Below are 15660 nucleotides of genomic sequence, written 5' to 3' on the forward strand. Positions count from 1 at the left end.
AATCAATCCAATTTATCCACCGGATCAATGGCTTCTCCGCGACAGCCTCGCAAAACGAAACTCACAGGCACAAACGACGCATAAAACGATGCCAAAGGGCCAAATCTTATCGTTTAGATTTGGATAAATGCTCTTAATCCATGATTTAACACCATACTGGGTGATATTAACGTTGAAGACGCTCGCGTACCGATTTCCATTGGCTTTTTGGTTTGGAGCCGACAACAAGCATGTCGACACTGCGGATAGATCGGCGCTTCCGACGATATTGCTCACTCAGCCAACGTGGTTATCGCTTTAGTGCACCTAAATCCATCATCTCAATGGATTACAGGCCGATGATGCACTAACAATCAACTTGGACCAGTCTGATGAGGATGCTCAAGATGACTTGGAACCTTGGGAGAGAAGCGTGAGATACGTTGTCAAAGGTGTTTTCATTTGTTGCGCTGTTGCGCTTGTTTCTGTCTTTGCGGCCTGGCTATTCCTGTCCTCCGCGTTGTTTTCTTCGGTCAGGGCCACTTTTGTCGAGAACCTGATCAGTAAGAAACTTGGTCAGGATGTCAGAATAGAAGATGAAGTGCGTCTCGGTCTGGGTCGGCAGTTGCAGATATCAGCGGCGGGGTTGGTACTACCCGGGGCGCCGGAAGCAGATGCGAAGCTGGCGGCAATCGACAAACTTGAATTCGAGGTTTCCGCGCGTGACCTCTGGAACAATAAGCTTTCTCTAAGTGGCCTCTCTGTGTCGGGTCTTCACCTGAACGTGATCACTGACAAGGATGGCGTTGGAAATTGGCGCTCTGTTTCTCAACCGAATGCAGCAGCTTCGCAAACCGCAAAACCTCCGACGCTGCCGGTCGCAGGAATTCTGTCGGACCGCACAGTTGACCTGACCGACATCACCATTTTTTATCAGAATGAATTGAATGGGCTTGAACTGAATCTGCAGCTTCCTGAACTGCTTTTGAAGCGTGACGATCAAACCAACACGGCCTCTGCGGCTGGGGAAGGTTCGCTGAACGGCGAGAGGTTTGAGCTCAGCGGAACGTTTCCAGCGCAAGACCCGTTTCGGATAACAGCGGTTTTTGAACAAGTCTCTATTCTTGCCGAAGAAGTCCCTACGGAAGCCGGGCTTGAGGTGAGGACGACGATAGAGATTGTGGAACTTGGTCAGCTTCTCGATATCCTGAAACTTGATCGAGTATTGGAAGGCTCTGGGCGTATTGGCGCAACGTTCCAAACGGCTAACGGCACTTCCCGGATCGATGATCTGGCCGTGCTGGCGGATTTGGATGGTGGTCAAAGCCTCTCGCTGAACGGGCAAATCGGGGAATTGGGAAACCCCGAAGATGTATCGCTGACAACACGTATTCGGTTGTACCCGGAAAATGCTGAACCAGCCCCCGCCGCATCACGATATGATCTTAAACTTGTTGCGGTTGATATGGTAATGGACAGTGTTCCTGGGCAGGTTCCTCAGCGACAAATGGTTATCAAAACCAACGGGTTCACATTGGACACCTCGGGCGAAGGCCCGCCTCCAATCAAGTTTTCCGAGCTATCCAGAACACCCGAAGGCGCCTTGCGTGTTGGAAGCATCAACCTGAGAATTGGGAACCCCGCTGATCCGTTTGTCATTTTGAACGGATCGGTCGATGATGCGCTGAGGTTGCAAGGCATATCAGCTGAAGGTCTGATGGATATTCCGGCAAGCAGTCTGATCTCTCCAGAGTTGTTGGGGCCGGACGACCAGCTTGGCAGGTTTTCCGGCAACTTTCATTTGAACGGCGGCATCAATCAGCTGTCTCTAACGAATCTGGATGGCCAGACAAGCGAAACGGAAGTCTGGAATCTCGAGGTGCATGGCAAGGTCAAGAACGTGCTCAAATTCGAGGATCTGGATCTGGCAATTGATGTCGATGTCCCATCCGGGGCGGATCTGTTGGAGGCGCTGTCACTTGAACGTGTCGAAACCGGTCCTGCGCGGTTTGAAATCGGGCTTGTCAGCCAGGGCACTGATTGGAACGCAAATGCTGCTGTCGAGGTAGCCGACTCTGTCCTGCAAATCGTGGCCGATCTTGATGATGCAACAAGTGCCCCTGTATTGCGGGGTACTATTGAAAGTGAGCTGATCAAGGTAGATCAGATCCGTACCATCATTCAGGCCGTCGCACAGTTGAGGAAGTTAGGCGGTTCAGAGGCAGACGAGGAAGATGCCGATCAAGAAGACAGTGCCACCGGTCCGCTGAGAGATGTGACGCTTGAACCTATCGGCCGTTCAATTCTCTTGTCCGGTATGGATATGGATGTTGATATTGATCTTCGGCATATCGAAGGCGCCAGAGGCATAAGCAGTTTGCAGAGTGATCTGACTCTCAACGAAGAAGAGCTTAAGGCCGGGCCGTTGAAGTTTGAGTACGGAGGCGCCCATTTCGACGTCAGCGGGCAAATGGATCTGTCGAATGACGCGCATCTGCTTACGTTGACCGGCAAGGCGGGCGGCTGGCAGCTGGATGACATCCTCCACAATCTGAACTTCAAAAAGGGCGCCAGCGGTACGATCTATGCTGATTTTTCGGTAACCGGGGGAACTGATTCACCAAAACACTTTGCCAACACCATGAATGGCAGCGCCACAGTTTCAATGCGGGACGGCTCGATCGAAACGCAGCTTCTGGATCTGGCGGGGCTTGGGGTTTTACCTTGGGTATTTACAAAAGAAAAACAAAAGGTTGCGCCAATCGTATGCTTGCGCGCGCCGATCAATATTTCAAATGGAAATTTTTCGACAAAACAAACCACCCTGGAAACAGATCATGTCCAGGTTGTTGTCTTTGGCGATGTTAATGTGGCGGGAAAATCTCTGGATTTGAACCTGCAACCCCGAAAGATTGGCGAACCCCTTTCAAAAAGCCCCTGGCCAGTGACTTTGAGGGGTCCATTGTCCAAGCCGAACGTCAAGGTCAAGGATGGGCCGAAAAGGCTGAAACGATCTGATGGTGCGGATAAAATGCCGGCCAAAAGAAAACTCTGTGTTCCGGATATTTTGCAGCTCCAATAGTAGGCGAGCGGCTCGGTACCTGCCTGAACCCAGAGTTCGTGAAGGGTCGTAATGTGACTGCTAAAGATGTCTGTTTTGGGCAAGGAGCGTGGATTGAAGGCCAAACCACGCTAGATGTCCAACGTCTTGTGGGCACCCGGAACCCCCGTGTTTGCGGCAAGGGCTGGATCATCAGTCACAGGCTTCCACAGCTTCCAAAACAGGTCCGGCACTCCGTGCATGCCTAAAACTAGCCAACAGCTTACGCACACTGACACCGTGCAACGCGGCAATTGACTGCAATCTTCGGGGATAACACCAACTACCCCATGCCGCCTTGCGACATGCAAAAGGTTGCTTGTTTGCGAAAGCCCGGAGCCCAGCTAGGATGCAAGATACTGATTTTCGAGAGGTTGAAATGAAAAACCTGTTTCCGTCCATGCCCGAAGACGCGAATCTGGGCCACGTCTATCGCGCTTTCCCGGAGAAACTTGGACCTCTGGCAGAGTACCAAAATCGTGTCATGCGGGGCGACAGTGAACTCAGCATCGCGGAACGAGAGATCATTGCAGCCTATGTCTCCGGATTGAACGCCTGCGCTTTTTGTCATGGCGCGCACACCGTGCATGCCAAGGCTTTCGGCATTGATGTCAGCACCATCGAGGATTTGATGGATGATCTTGAAAGCGCGGATATCGACGACAGTCTAAAACCCATTTTGGCTTATTCCGGGAAATTAACAACCAGCCCCTCCCGCATGACTGAAGCCGATGCAAAAGCAGTCTACGATGCCGGCTGGTCCGAGAATGCGCTGTTTGACGCTATACAAGTTTGCGGTTTGTTCAACTTGATGAATCGTATGTTAGAGGGCACCGGAATTACCGAGTATCATTCAGATACTAATTCCGCCGGTGAAGACGTGCTCGACAACCTGCGTAGCAAAAGGTGCTACCTTGATTTTGGCAAGGCAAACGGGCTTTTCGCATGACTTCTGATCTGTCGGTCTGGGCCAGGGGCCTCGAATAAGCGTATGGCGGGCGTGGCACAACAGCTTGAAACGGTAATCCAAATCAACAGGCCCGCCGGATCGGCGGGCCTTTTTGAGCTCTGCGTTGTCAGTCTTTCGTGCCGACGTTTTCTTCGAACGCAACCTTGAAGGCGGCCTGTTTCTCGGGGCTGGCCTCGGTTTGATATTTCGATTTCCATTCATCCATCGTCATGCCGTAGAAAATCTCGCGGGCTTCATCCTTGCCCAGTTCGATTCCCTTTTCGTTTGCCGCTTCCTGGTACCAGCGCGACAGGCAGTTGCGACAAAACCCGGCGAGGTTCATCATGTCGATGTTCTGAACGTCCGTGCGGTCTTCCATCAGGTGCTTTTGCAACCGGCGAAATGCGGCAGCCTGAAGTTCAATTTCGGTTTGCTTGTCCATGATCTGGCTCCGGATGGCGAATGAGTTGCTTCTGACCTAACAATCCAGTGGACCCGTTACAAGAAACGGACGTGCCGAAGCGCCTTTTCACATCAATTTCAATGCTAGCCAAGGCACGATGCAGAAAACCAGCGTCAGGATTTTGTAGTTCGCAAGATACCTGAAATAGGCGCGTTTCACATCCGGGCGTTCCATCCGAAACATCCTGCCGTGAATGTCGGCAATCCAATCCTGCAAAAGCAGAACCATCAGGGTGGTAAACAGAAGCACCGCGATATTGAGCACGGCCATCCAACCAAAAAACGTCGTCAAAAACTCTTGTGTCATGATGACCCCCTTTCCCAGTTGATATGGGACATGAAGGCCGTGCTCACAACAGCGTGATGCGCGGAAAAGCACGCGCAGGACTTGCGGTCAAAGGTCGCTGGCTTCCAATGCATCTTGCAGGATCACCGCCAATCGCTCGGCCCATTCCCTTTGCCCCGCATGGTCTGCGATCAAGTCGTTGCGCAGCTCGATCAGTGCGTTGGGGCGTCCAAACGCGGTACAGTGTTTGTCAATCGCATCCCCCGGCAGAACTCCGGTATACGGCTGGTTGACGCCAACGCACAGATCTTCCTCGGCCTGAAGCCTTTCGATCAGCGGGCCAGAGAACCGCTCGTCCGAGGTGTGCAGCACGCCAATGTGCCACGGGCGCGCCTCACGACCGCGCAGCTGGCGGGTGAAGGAATGCATCGAAACGATCACAGCATGGGGCAGGGCCGCCATTTGTGCCAGTGCCTCGTGGTAGGGGCGGTAGCACATATTCAGGCGACGTTCGCGCTCGTCATCATCTGCATGGCGATTTCCGGGTATGATTGACCCATCATAGAGCTTCATCAACAGCGTGGGATCGTCCTCACCCCGGTTCGGATCGATGACCAGCCGCGAGAAGTTGGCGGCAATCACAGGCGCGTTCAGGATCTCGCCCAAATGTTTCGACACCTCATACGCGCCGACATCATAGGCGATATGGCGTTCCATATCTTCGCGCGGCAGACCGAGATCGCCGCCATTTACGTCAGGGGGAACAGTATTGGTTGCATGGTCGCATGTAATCAGCCAGCGAGACGGGCGATCCGCACCGTGGACGAAAAATGGAGTGTATGTCATGAGCCTGTCATCTTGTTTGCCGCTGGTGTAGGGCAGTTGCTTTGAAAAGGGAATTGCGCAATAAGCATCGAGATGATGTTTGCGGTAACATTTTGCGTAAGCTGATCTGCAAACTTGAGATGACGTAAGGAGGTCTATGCCAATGCGACGCCTAAGAAATGTGAAAATCGTGGCGACGCTGGGGCCAGCGTCAAATGACTATGACACGATTAGTGCCCTGCACGAGGCTGGCGCGGATGTCTTTCGTTTGAACATGAGCCATGGCAGCCATGATGAGATCCGCGAACGGCACAAGATTATTCGGCAGGTGGAAAAAGATCTGGACAGCCCGATTGCCATTCTGGCCGACCTTCAGGGGCCCAAGCTTCGCGTTGGTGTCTTTGCCAATGAGGCAGAGGAGCTGGAAGAAGGTGCGTCCTTCCGGCTCGACCTCGACCCTGCTGCGGGCGACATCAACCGGGTCTGCCTGCCGCATCCCGAGATTTTCGCGGCGCTTGAGCCGGGCGCGCGCCTGCTGGTGAATGACGGCAAGATCCGACTGATCGTTCAGGACTGCGGGCAGGATTTTGCAAATTGCACGGTCGAGGTGGGTGGCACGATCTCGAACCGCAAGGGTGTCAACGTTCCTGATGTGGTGCTGCCGCTGGCGGCTTTGTCGGCCAAGGACCGAGAGGATCTGGAATTTGTCTGCCAACTGGGTGTCGACTGGTTGGCGCTGAGCTTCGTACAGCGCGCCAAGGACGTTTTCGAGGCCCGCGCGCTTGCGGATGGTCGCGCAGCGATCCTTTCCAAGATTGAAAAACCTGCCGCAGTTGAGGCGTTTGACGACATTCTTGATGCGTCGGACGGGATCATGGTTGCACGCGGCGACCTGGGCGTGGAACTGCCTGTTTCTGCCGTGCCTCCGATCCAGAAACGACTGGTCCGTAAATGCCGCGGGGCAGCCAAGCCCGTCATCGTCGCCACACAGATGCTGGAAAGCATGATCGAAAGCCCGATGCCGACCCGTGCCGAAGTGTCGGATGTTGCGACGGCGATCTACGAAGGCACTGATGCCATCATGCTCAGCGCGGAATCGGCAGCCGGTGCCTATCCGATCGAAGCGGTGCAGACGATGAACAAGGTTGCCATCGAAGTCGAAGCCGACCCGACATATACGCAGATCATCGCGGCCTCGCGTACCGCCAAGGGCACCACCGTTGCGGACGGGATTGTTGCCGCCGCGCGTGAAATAGCCGAGAAAACCGATATCAAGGCGATCTGCTGCTTTACGCAAAGTGGCACGACAGCCGCATTGACCGCGCGCGAACGTCCCGGTGTTCCGATTATCGCGATGACGTCGCTGATGGGAACGGCGCGCAGGCTCTGTCTGAGCTGGGGTTGCAACTGCGTCATGACGCCCGAGCTCGAACGGTTCAAAAGCGCGGTTGTAAACGCAGCGCGCGCCGCAAGGGCAGGGGGCTTTGCAACTGAAACCGACCAGATCGTTGTCACCGCCGGGGTGCCGTTCAACGTACCGGGTACCACCAACATTCTGCGCGTGGCGCCCTGTGACGAGCGACTGATCTACAGCACGGATCCCGAATAACCGGAACGGGCATCAAAGCCCGGACACCCGTTGGCCAACCGGCTCTTTCACGGCCTCCATGACCGTGAATGAGCTGGTTTGGTGAATCCCGGGCAGCTTGTTGATTTTCTCACCCAGTATCATCCGGAAATGCGCGATATCGCGGGTGCGGACAGTCAGAAGATAATCGAACGACCCTGCCACCATCAGGCAGCTTTCGATTTCCGGCACATCGCGTACGGCCTCGTTGAATTTTTCCAGGGATTGCTCGGCCGTTGCGGTCAACGACACCTGTACGACGGTCAGAAGGGCCAGCCCCATTCTCTCTTTGTCGACGATGGCGCTGTAGCCCTTGATATAGCCGTTCTTTTCCAGCCGTTTCACACGTTCGGAACAGGGCGTATTCGTAAGGTTTACGCGCGCCGCAAGCTCAACTATTGAGAGCCGGCCATTGGCCTCAAGCTCGTGCAGGATGCGTTGATCGATATTGTCCAATTCTCTACTAATCAGTAAAACTTCCTGTAATTTTAGTGTAAAACGACAATTTCCACTGAATATAGACCAAAAAAATCCCCAATCCCTAGTGAAAATTCCTGATACTTACCAAAGGGCGGTCTTATTGAAAGTTCCAAGTTCCGGCTGCCCTGCCGGGGGCACGGGCCTCGGCCAAATGAAAAATAATGGAGGAACGACATGACAACAAAGATTGTCATAGGACTCGACGGGACAGAGACCGGTGAGCGCGTGATTACCTTTGCCAAAGATTTGGCAAAGTTGATCGGGTCGTGTGAACTGGTGGTCGCTTATGTGATTGAATGGTCCCCTTACACCTTTCAGACACCGGAAGAAAACGCGCAGCGTCACAAGCGACGGGAAGAAGAGGTTGATCTGGCAACGTCGCGGATCGTGACACCTGCCGTTGAGGCCCTCAGAGAGGCTGGTTTTGAAGCGCAGGGTGTTGTTCGCCACGGCGACGTGGCCGAGACCTTGAACGCCATTACAATGGAAATGGGCGGCTCGCAGATCGTTGTCGGCCGGTCTTCGGCGGACGGGATCAAGAAACGTATCTTCGGTAGCTCGACCCAGAACCTTGTGATGCATGCCGATGTTCCGGTCACGGTTGTGAACTGAAGGGAGGGACAAAATGAGAATGCTTAAACAACTCGGCGCCTCAATGGCAGCCGCTATTGCCGCCAGCCCTGCCTTTGCGCAAGAAGCTCCGGGGCTTGATGAAAAAATCAACCAGACTTTCGCTAATCTGACCGGTCCATTCGTCAGCTTCATCTTCGCGCCATTCCCCGGGACCAGTTTCCCATGGATCGTGATGTGGCTGGTGATCGCTGCGACGGTTTTCACGCTGTATTTTGCTTTTGTGCAGATGCGGTTTTTTGGCCACGCAATCAGTCTTGTCAAAGGTGACTATTCCGACCCCAATGATGCGGGCGAGGTCAGCCATTTTCAGGCTCTGGCCACAGCGCTTTCCGGTACAGTCGGTCTGGGCAATATCGCGGGTGTTGCTGTTGCCGTCGGCATCGGCGGACCGGGCGCAACCTTCTGGATGATCCTGGCGGGTCTTCTGGGGATGGCGTCGAAATTCACCGAATGTACGCTGGGCGTGAAGTACCGCAACGAGTACGAAGACGGCACCGTTTCGGGTGGCCCGATGTACTATATGTCCAAAGGGTTCAACGAACTGGGCTTGCCGGGTGGCAAGATCCTGGCGGTTTTGTTCTCGATCTTCTGTATCCTTGGCGCGCTGGGTGGGGGCAACATGTTCCAGGCCAATCAGGCGCATCAGCAGATCGCGGGAATCGTGGGTGACTATCCGGGCTGGATTACCGGGCTGGTCTTCGCAGCGGTTGTTTTCATGGTCATCGTTGGTGGCCTGAAGTCTATCGCACGGGTGACCGAGAAGGTGGTACCGTTCATGGGCATTCTCTATGTTCTGACCGCTCTGGTCATCATCTTGATGAATGCGGATATGATCGGCTGGGCCTTTGGTCAGATCTTCGCCGGCGCCTTCACCGGTCTGGGTGTTGCAGGCGGCATGGTCGGGGCGCTGATCCAAGGCTTCAAACGTGCGGCGTTTTCGAACGAAGCGGGTGTTGGCTCGGCAGCGATTGCGCACTCGGCTGTTCGGACCAAGGAACCGATCACTGAAGGCTTCGTTTCCTTGCTGGAACCGTTCATCGACACCGTGGTGATCTGCACGATGACCGCTTTGGTCATCATCATCACCCAGCAATTGATCATCGATCCGGAAACCGGCAACTACATGCTGAATGAGGCCGGCACGGCGATTGCCACTGTTGACGGCAACTCGGGTGTCAGCCTGACCTCTGCCGCCTTCGGCAGCGCGTTCGGTTTCTTCCCTTATATCTTGGCGGTTGCGGTGATCCTGTTTGCCTTCTCGACCATGATCAGCTGGTCCTACTATGGCCTCAAGGCCTGGACTTACCTGTTCGGTGAGGGCCACACCAAAGAGCTGGTGTTCAAGATCATCTTCTGCATCTTCGTCGTCATCGGTGCCGCAGCCAACCTTGGCCCGGTCATCGACTTCTCGGATGCGGCGATCTTTGCGATGGCGGTGGTCAACGTCTTTGCGCTCTACTTCCTGATGAAAGTGGTGCGTCAGGAGCTGGCCTCGTATTCCGAGCGCCTGAAAACCGGTGAAATCCGGAAATTCGAACACTAAACCCAATCACTGGGGCGGCCTATGTCGCCCCAGTGCCCGATCAGCCGGCAAAAAGCGCAGATTCTGATCCAAACCCTCTTGCCAGTATGACCGAACTTGCGTAAACGGCGCTTCTGATCGCGTGACCGGCCGAGATGGCATGCCGAGTCGCGTCTGGAACCGAACCCGAAAAAGGAGACGGAAATGCCTAAGATGAAGACCAAGTCGAGCGCCAAAAAGCGCTTCAAGGTGACTGCGACCGGTAAGGTCCTTGCTGGCCAGGCCGGCAAACGGCACGGCATGATCAAGCGGACCAAGAAATTCATCCGCGACGCCCGTGGCAACACCACCCTGTCCGCCCCCGACGCCAAGATCGTCAAGGGCTACATGCCCTACGACCGCTAAGAGGAGATTAAGAGATGTCCCGCGTTAAAGGTGGAACCGTAACTCACGCCCGTCACAAGAAGGTCATCAAGGCCGCCAAAGGTTACTATGGCCGCCGCAAGAGCACCTTCAAGGTTGCCCGTCAGGCCGTCGACAAGGCCAACCAGTATGCAACCCGCGACCGCAAGAACCGCAAGCGCAACTTCCGCGCCCTGTGGATCCAGCGGATCAACGCTGCTGTGCGTTCGCATGACGAGGCCCTGACATATTCCCGCTTCATCAACGGCTTGAACCTGGCCGGCATTGAAGTGGACCGCAAAGTTCTGGCCGACCTGGCCGTGCACGAACCGGAAGCGTTCGGCGCGATCGTCGCCAAAGCTCAGGCAGCTCTGACCGCCTGATCCTCTTTCGAGAGACAGTGAAAGAAAGGCCGTCCCATTTGGGGCGGCTTTTTTGCTTTCCATAGATTGGACGTCGGTGTTAAGCACACTCTGGACATCGTCCAGCAGTCGTGCGCACCTTAAACTATGTCGCTGGTACAAGACTTTGAGCAAGTTTTAGAAACTGCCTTGCCACGCGATCCCAGCTTTCGGCGGATCGAACAGACGGCGATAGACAGTTGCATTAGTGATGCCCGAAGATACGCTTCAGAAGGTCAAAAAGAGGCCTTTCTGTTTTCAACAATGCGCCTACTGGCACTTCCCGACAACGGGCACACACGGCTGATTCCGAATGATGCCATCTCGGTGCTCCCGCTGAGATTCGTGAGCATCGGAACTGCCATCCAGTTAGTTGGTACGGCACCAGAAACAACGGCGCCCAGAGGAAAGCTGGTTGCAGTCAACGGCACACCGTTAAGTCAAATCGAAGCCGCCTCAGAAACATTTCTGGCAGGAACGCGCCAAAGGAAACGGGTAATCGGATCGATTATACTCGTGTGGCCCTATGCTTTGGCTCGTCTCGGTTTTTCCTCAAAAGACGAAACGACCGAGTATCGCGTGCAAGACGAGAACGGTCAGATATCCGGATTCAAAGTGGAAAACGGTCATACGGTTCCTGCATCAACGCTCTACCCGAGAAACGAGCATGGCCGGGCCGATCCGGCTTGGACACCCGAGAGACTTGTGGAGACTAAGGGCTGGCGGGGACTTGGGCTTTCGATACTGTTGCCCAGTTTTCTCGATTCAGGAGAAGGTGCGCTGCCGAAAGCCATCTCAAGTGCAGCAGAACAAGTAAGCGTTTGCTCGGAAAAAACGCTCTTGATTGACATTCGTGGAAACACCGGTGGCGACTTTCTCAAAACGATGCCCTTGATCGACGCCATCTGTGAAAACGCAAGCAGGCAGGTTGTTGTGCTTGTCGATAAATTCACGTTTTCGGCTGCGATAGTTTTTGTCGCCATCCTCAAACATCGATTGGGACCTAGGCTCAAGCTCATAGGGGAAGAAATGGGTGACGGGTTGACGTTTTTTGCCGAGGGAGGTTCGCTCGATTTGCCCACCAGCGGGGCGGTCGTTCGATACTCATCGGCTTTTCATGATTGGGAGAACGGAACCAGCGATGAAACCACACCAGCCGAGATCGCGCGGCAACTAGTTCCGGCTGGAACACTGGATTTGGATTGGGAATTGATCACCGAACCTACCGCTGACGATGCACACGGCGCGTTCTATCAACGAATTCTCAGAAGTCTGAGAAATTAGACGAATGGCAGGAAAGCCCGCGTAGATGCCACGCGAACGCAAAAAAACCGGCGCATTCAGCGCCGGTTTTCGTAAATTCATTGAGGGAATTCACCCGAACACACGCCCCAGCGCGCCATCGACCGCGTCGGTGATCTGGTCAATGTCATCGGCCGTCGCGATCAGGGCAGGCGAGAAGCACAGCGTGTTGTTGCGGCTTGGGATCGAGCGATTTGTGACACCGATGATCACGCCCTGGTTCATACAGTCGGCCACAACCGCTTGTGCCAGTTTCTCGTCCACAGGCTCTTTGCTGGTACGGTCTGCGACCAGCTCGGCACCCAGGAACAGGCCCTTGCCGCGCACGTCGCCAATGACCTTGTGTTTTTCCATCAGCGCCTGAAGGTTGCCCATCATGCGGTCACCCATGGCCGCGCAATTGCCCAGCAGGTTTTCATCCTCGATAATGCGCATGTTTTCGATCGCAGCCGCCGGACCGGCAGTGCAGCCACCAAAGGTCGAGATGTCGCGGAAATAGCTCATCGGGTCCGAAGCATCATCCTTGAACATGTCAAAGACTTCCTCGGTGGTGACCATGCAGGCAATCGCGGCATAGCCCGAGGCGACGCCCTTGGCCATGGTCACGAAATCCGGCTTGATGCCGTATTGCTGATAACCGAACCATGTGCCGGTGCGGCCCACGCCGCAGACAACCTCGTCGATATGCAGCAGCACGTCGTATTTCTTGCAGATCTCCTGCACGCGCTGCCAGTATCCTTCGGGCGCTTCGATCACGCCGCCACCTGCGGTCACCGGCTCGAGGCACAGTGCGCCGACGGTGTCGGGACCTTCGCGCAGGATGACCTGTTCGATCTGATCTGCGGCCCATTCGCCGAAGTTCTCTTCGGGGGCGCCGTCCAGCTCGTGCTTGCGATATTCCATGCAGTGGGGCACGCGCACGAAATCAGGCGCAAAGGGGCCGTATTGTGCGGTGCGCTCGTCCTGACCGCCTGCCGACATCGTCGCCAGAGTCGAGCCGTGATAATCGCGGTCACGATACAGGATCTTGGTCTTCTTGCCGCCGTACTTCTTGTGCGCGATCTGGCGCACCATCTTGAACGCCTTCTCGTTCGCCTCGCTCCCTGAGTTGGTGTAGTATACGCGGCTCATGCCGGGCATCTTGTCGATCAGTTGCTCGGCAAAGATCGCGCCGGGGATCGAGCCGGCCGAATTGGCGAAATAGCACAGCTTCATCAGCTGGTCGTAAACGGCTTTGCAGATCGATTCGCGGCCATAGCCGACGTTGACAGTCCAGACGCCGCCGGAAACCGCATCCAGATGCTCTTTGCCTTTCTGGTCCCAGACGCGCATGCCCTTGCCTTCGACAATGATGCGGGGGTCATTGGTTTCAAAGGGTTTGTGCTGGATCAGATGATGCCAGATATGGGCGCGGTCGGCTTCGACCACGCGGGAAAGATCGTTTTCGTTGAACGTGCCGTCCATGACAAGTCCTTTCAGTGAGGTGCGGTGCACGGGGTGCGGAAATGGCGTGCCCCGGCATATGTTTAAGATGCTTCAGATCACCGCGAATGGCCGGATCCAAGTAGGGCCAGATCGCACCATCCCGTATTGCCAGTCAATAAGGGTACCGTAATACTACGGATTTGTCAGAGCACCAAGTTTGTGCTCAAGTCGCGCAAACCGAGTGCAGGGAGGATCAGCAGTTGGCAGCGACCAATATCTATGAGCGTCATTTGGACAAATGCCGGGCGAATTACACACCCTTGTCGCCCCTCTCGTTCATTGAGCGCACGGCGCAGGTTTATCCCGATTACCCGTCGGTCGTTTATGGTGAGCGGCGGTATACCTGGGCTGAAACCTATGCCCGGTGCCGCAGGCTGGCAGGGGCCCTGAATGCGCGGGGTATCGGAAAGGGGGATACCGTTTCAATTATCGCTGCAAACATCCCCGAGATGTACGAAGCGCATTTTGGTGTGCCCATGGCCGGTGCCGTTTTGAACGCCATCAACACGCGTCTGGATGCTCCGATAGTCGCTTTCATCCTGAACCACGCCGAAGCCAAGGTCTTGTTGGTTGACCCCGAGTTTTCCGGCGTCGTGAAAGAGGCGCTGGAGCAGGTTGATCATGATATTCTGGTAATCGACATCGAGGATCCCAGCTTTGAAGGCGGTGAAAGGCTTGGCAGCCTGACCTATGACGCCCTGATATCAGAGGGCGACCCGGAATTTGACTGGTCACTGCCCGAGGACGAATGGGACGCGATCACGCTGAACTATACGTCCGGCACAACGGGCAATCCCAAGGGCGTGGTTTATCACCACCGCGGCGCCACCCTGAATGCACAATCGGATTTGCTGGACTGGGATATGCCCAAGCATTCGATCTATCTGTGGACCTTGCCGATGTTTCACTGCAACGGCTGGTGCTTCCCCTGGGCCATGGCCGCCAATGCGGGCGTGTCCGTCTGTCTGCGCGCCGTGCGTGCCGAGCCGATCTATGCGGCATTCCGCGATGAGAAGGTCACCCATTTCTGTGGCGCTCCCATCGTTTTGAACATGTTGGCCCACGCGCCGGATGAACTGAAAGACTTTGACCATCAGATCAAGGTGATGACCGCGGGCGCTCCGCCGCCGGCCGCCGTGATCGAAGCGATGGAGGCGATGGGGGTCGAGGTCACGCACGTTTATGGCCTGACCGAGACTTACGGGCCTTCGGTCGTTTGTGCCTGGAAGGATGAATGGAACGACAAGGGACCCGAAGACCGTGCTGCCCTGAAAGTAAGGCAGGGCGTGCGGTATACGGCGCTGTCTGGCCTGATGGTGGCCGATCCCGAAACGATGGAGCCCGTGCCCGCGGATGGCGAAACCATGGGCGAGATCTTTATGCAGGGCAACGTGGTGATGAAAGGGTATCTCAAGAACCCTGATGCCACCGATGGGGCCTTCAAGGGCGGCTGGTTCGCATCCGGCGATTTGGGCGTCATGCATCCGGATGGCTATATCGCGCTCAAAGACCGGTCCAAGGACATCATCATTTCAGGCGGCGAGAATATCTCCTCCGTCGAGGTCGAGGGCATTCTCTACAAACACCCGGCAGTCATGGAAGCCGCGGTTGTGGCCCGGCCAGACGAGAAATGGGGCGAAACCCCCTGTGCCTTTGTCGAACTGAAGCCCGGTACAACCGCGACCGAGGCAGAGCTGATTGCCTTTTGCCGGGACAACATGGCCCATTTCAAAGCGCCCAAGACCGTGGTGTTTGGCACCCTGCCGAAGACTTCAACCGGCAAAGTGCAGAAATTCGTTTTGCGGGATCAGGCGCGGGCGCTGGGCTGAAGCGTGTCAAAGATCGACAGGTCCAGATCCAGCATTTCACCCATCCAAATCGCGCGATCGCGGTGATCGGCGAGATGGTCGCCGGTTTCCGGGTGGGTGAAAACGGTAAGGCCCCGCCGGTTCAGCATCAACCACGGAGTGACCTGATCGAAGGCATCAGCGGCAAAGCTCAATTGGCAGCTCCAGCGCGGGTGGGGGCCGACATTGCGGCTATGCATGTGCCCCATCCGGACGGGGAACAGACGGGCGGCCTCTTCGCAGACCTGTTGCGCCGTGTGCTGCGTGTCGGCGTCGAAATAGACATGGGCGTGGTATCCGGTGATCTCGGGCATCAGAACCTCTTTTGCTTTGATGAAACAAAGCTAAGTCCGATTGCGA

Annotated in this window: 15 protein-coding genes; 9 read left to right on the forward strand and 6 right to left on the reverse strand. The window is 55.5% G+C overall.

Annotation, left to right across the window (positions count from 1 at the left end; all coding sequences use genetic code 11):
- Positions 1-412 precede the first annotated feature (412 nt).
- Together ACR0A2_RS17795 and ACR0A2_RS17800 are read left to right on the forward strand one after the other, a co-directional pair.
- The gene (locus ACR0A2_RS17795) at positions 413-3061 is read left to right on the forward strand and encodes an AsmA family protein (RefSeq protein WP_480836492.1); all 2649 of its coding nucleotides are present in this window, start codon (positions 413-415) and stop codon (positions 3059-3061) included.
- Positions 3062-3428: 367 nt separating this feature from the next.
- The gene (locus ACR0A2_RS17800) at positions 3429-4028 is read left to right on the forward strand and encodes a carboxymuconolactone decarboxylase family protein (RefSeq protein ID WP_254430130.1); all 600 of its coding nucleotides are present in this window, start codon (positions 3429-3431) and stop codon (positions 4026-4028) included.
- Between the two features lie 127 nt (positions 4029-4155).
- Here ACR0A2_RS17800 and ACR0A2_RS17805 read toward each other — a convergent pair whose 3' ends face one another.
- From ACR0A2_RS17805 to ACR0A2_RS17815, 3 genes are all read right to left on the reverse strand, one after another.
- On the reverse strand, positions 4156-4470 hold the full coding sequence (locus tag ACR0A2_RS17805; protein WP_152456994.1) for a DUF1244 domain-containing protein: 315 nt from the start codon (positions 4468-4470) through the stop codon (positions 4156-4158).
- A gap of 87 nt (positions 4471-4557) precedes the next feature.
- Positions 4558-4797: a DUF6868 family protein gene (locus ACR0A2_RS17810; RefSeq protein ID WP_152456995.1), complete on the reverse strand. Its 240-nt coding sequence runs from the start codon at positions 4795-4797 to the stop codon at positions 4558-4560.
- Positions 4798-4884: 87 nt separating this feature from the next.
- Positions 4885-5622 carry an N-formylglutamate amidohydrolase gene (locus tag ACR0A2_RS17815; protein ID WP_480836495.1) on the reverse strand — a complete coding sequence of 246 codons (738 nt, stop codon included), beginning with the start codon at positions 5620-5622 and terminating at the stop codon, positions 4885-4887.
- Between the two features lie 142 nt (positions 5623-5764).
- Here ACR0A2_RS17815 and pyk point away from each other — a divergent pair, with 142 nt between their 5' ends.
- Positions 5765-7210 carry a pyruvate kinase gene (gene pyk / locus ACR0A2_RS17820; protein ID WP_480836497.1) on the forward strand — a complete coding sequence of 482 codons (1446 nt, stop codon included), beginning with the start codon at positions 5765-5767 and terminating at the stop codon, positions 7208-7210.
- A gap of 12 nt (positions 7211-7222) precedes the next feature.
- Here pyk and ACR0A2_RS17825 read toward each other — a convergent pair whose 3' ends face one another.
- Positions 7223-7684: an Lrp/AsnC family transcriptional regulator gene (locus tag ACR0A2_RS17825; RefSeq protein ID WP_245218193.1), complete on the reverse strand. Its 462-nt coding sequence runs from the start codon at positions 7682-7684 to the stop codon at positions 7223-7225.
- Between the two features lie 198 nt (positions 7685-7882).
- Between ACR0A2_RS17825 and ACR0A2_RS17830 the strand changes: the two genes are divergently transcribed.
- The 5 genes from ACR0A2_RS17830 to ACR0A2_RS17850 all read left to right on the forward strand — a co-directional run bounded on the left by ACR0A2_RS17830 (position 7883) and on the right by ACR0A2_RS17850 (position 11950).
- Positions 7883-8320: a universal stress protein gene (locus ACR0A2_RS17830; protein ID WP_152456999.1), complete on the forward strand. Its 438-nt coding sequence runs from the start codon at positions 7883-7885 to the stop codon at positions 8318-8320.
- 13 nt (positions 8321-8333) lie between these two features.
- On the forward strand, positions 8334-9884 hold the full coding sequence (locus ACR0A2_RS17835) for an alanine/glycine:cation symporter family protein (protein ID WP_480836499.1): 1551 nt from the start codon (positions 8334-8336) through the stop codon (positions 9882-9884).
- 183 nt (positions 9885-10067) lie between these two features.
- Positions 10068-10268, forward strand: a complete 201-nt coding sequence (rpmI, locus tag ACR0A2_RS17840) for a 50S ribosomal protein L35 (protein ID WP_010443552.1) — start codon at positions 10068-10070, stop codon at positions 10266-10268.
- 14 nt (positions 10269-10282) lie between these two features.
- Entirely contained in the window at positions 10283-10648 is a 366-nt protein-coding gene (rplT, locus tag ACR0A2_RS17845) for a 50S ribosomal protein L20 (protein ID WP_152457001.1), read from the forward strand.
- 126 nt (positions 10649-10774) lie between these two features.
- Positions 10775-11950, forward strand: a complete 1176-nt coding sequence (locus tag ACR0A2_RS17850; protein WP_480836501.1) for a S41 family peptidase — start codon at positions 10775-10777, stop codon at positions 11948-11950.
- A 90-nt stretch (positions 11951-12040) separates the two neighbouring features.
- Here the strand turns inward: ACR0A2_RS17850 and ACR0A2_RS17855 are convergent, their stop codons facing one another.
- The gene (locus ACR0A2_RS17855; RefSeq protein ID WP_171120373.1) at positions 12041-13432 is read right to left on the reverse strand and encodes an aminotransferase family protein; all 1392 of its coding nucleotides are present in this window, start codon (positions 13430-13432) and stop codon (positions 12041-12043) included.
- Between the two features lie 221 nt (positions 13433-13653).
- Here ACR0A2_RS17855 and ACR0A2_RS17860 point away from each other — a divergent pair, with 221 nt between their 5' ends.
- On the forward strand, positions 13654-15282 hold the full coding sequence (locus ACR0A2_RS17860; protein ID WP_480836503.1) for an acyl-CoA synthetase: 1629 nt from the start codon (positions 13654-13656) through the stop codon (positions 15280-15282).
- Here the strand turns inward: ACR0A2_RS17860 and ACR0A2_RS17865 are convergent.
- Positions 15261-15614: a DOPA 4,5-dioxygenase family protein gene (locus ACR0A2_RS17865; RefSeq protein ID WP_480836505.1), complete on the reverse strand. Its 354-nt coding sequence runs from the start codon at positions 15612-15614 to the stop codon at positions 15261-15263. The genes ACR0A2_RS17860 and ACR0A2_RS17865 overlap by 22 nt on opposite strands.
- Between the last annotated feature and the right edge of the window lie 46 nt (positions 15615-15660).

Source organism: Ruegeria sp. H8 (genome assembly GCF_056532905.1).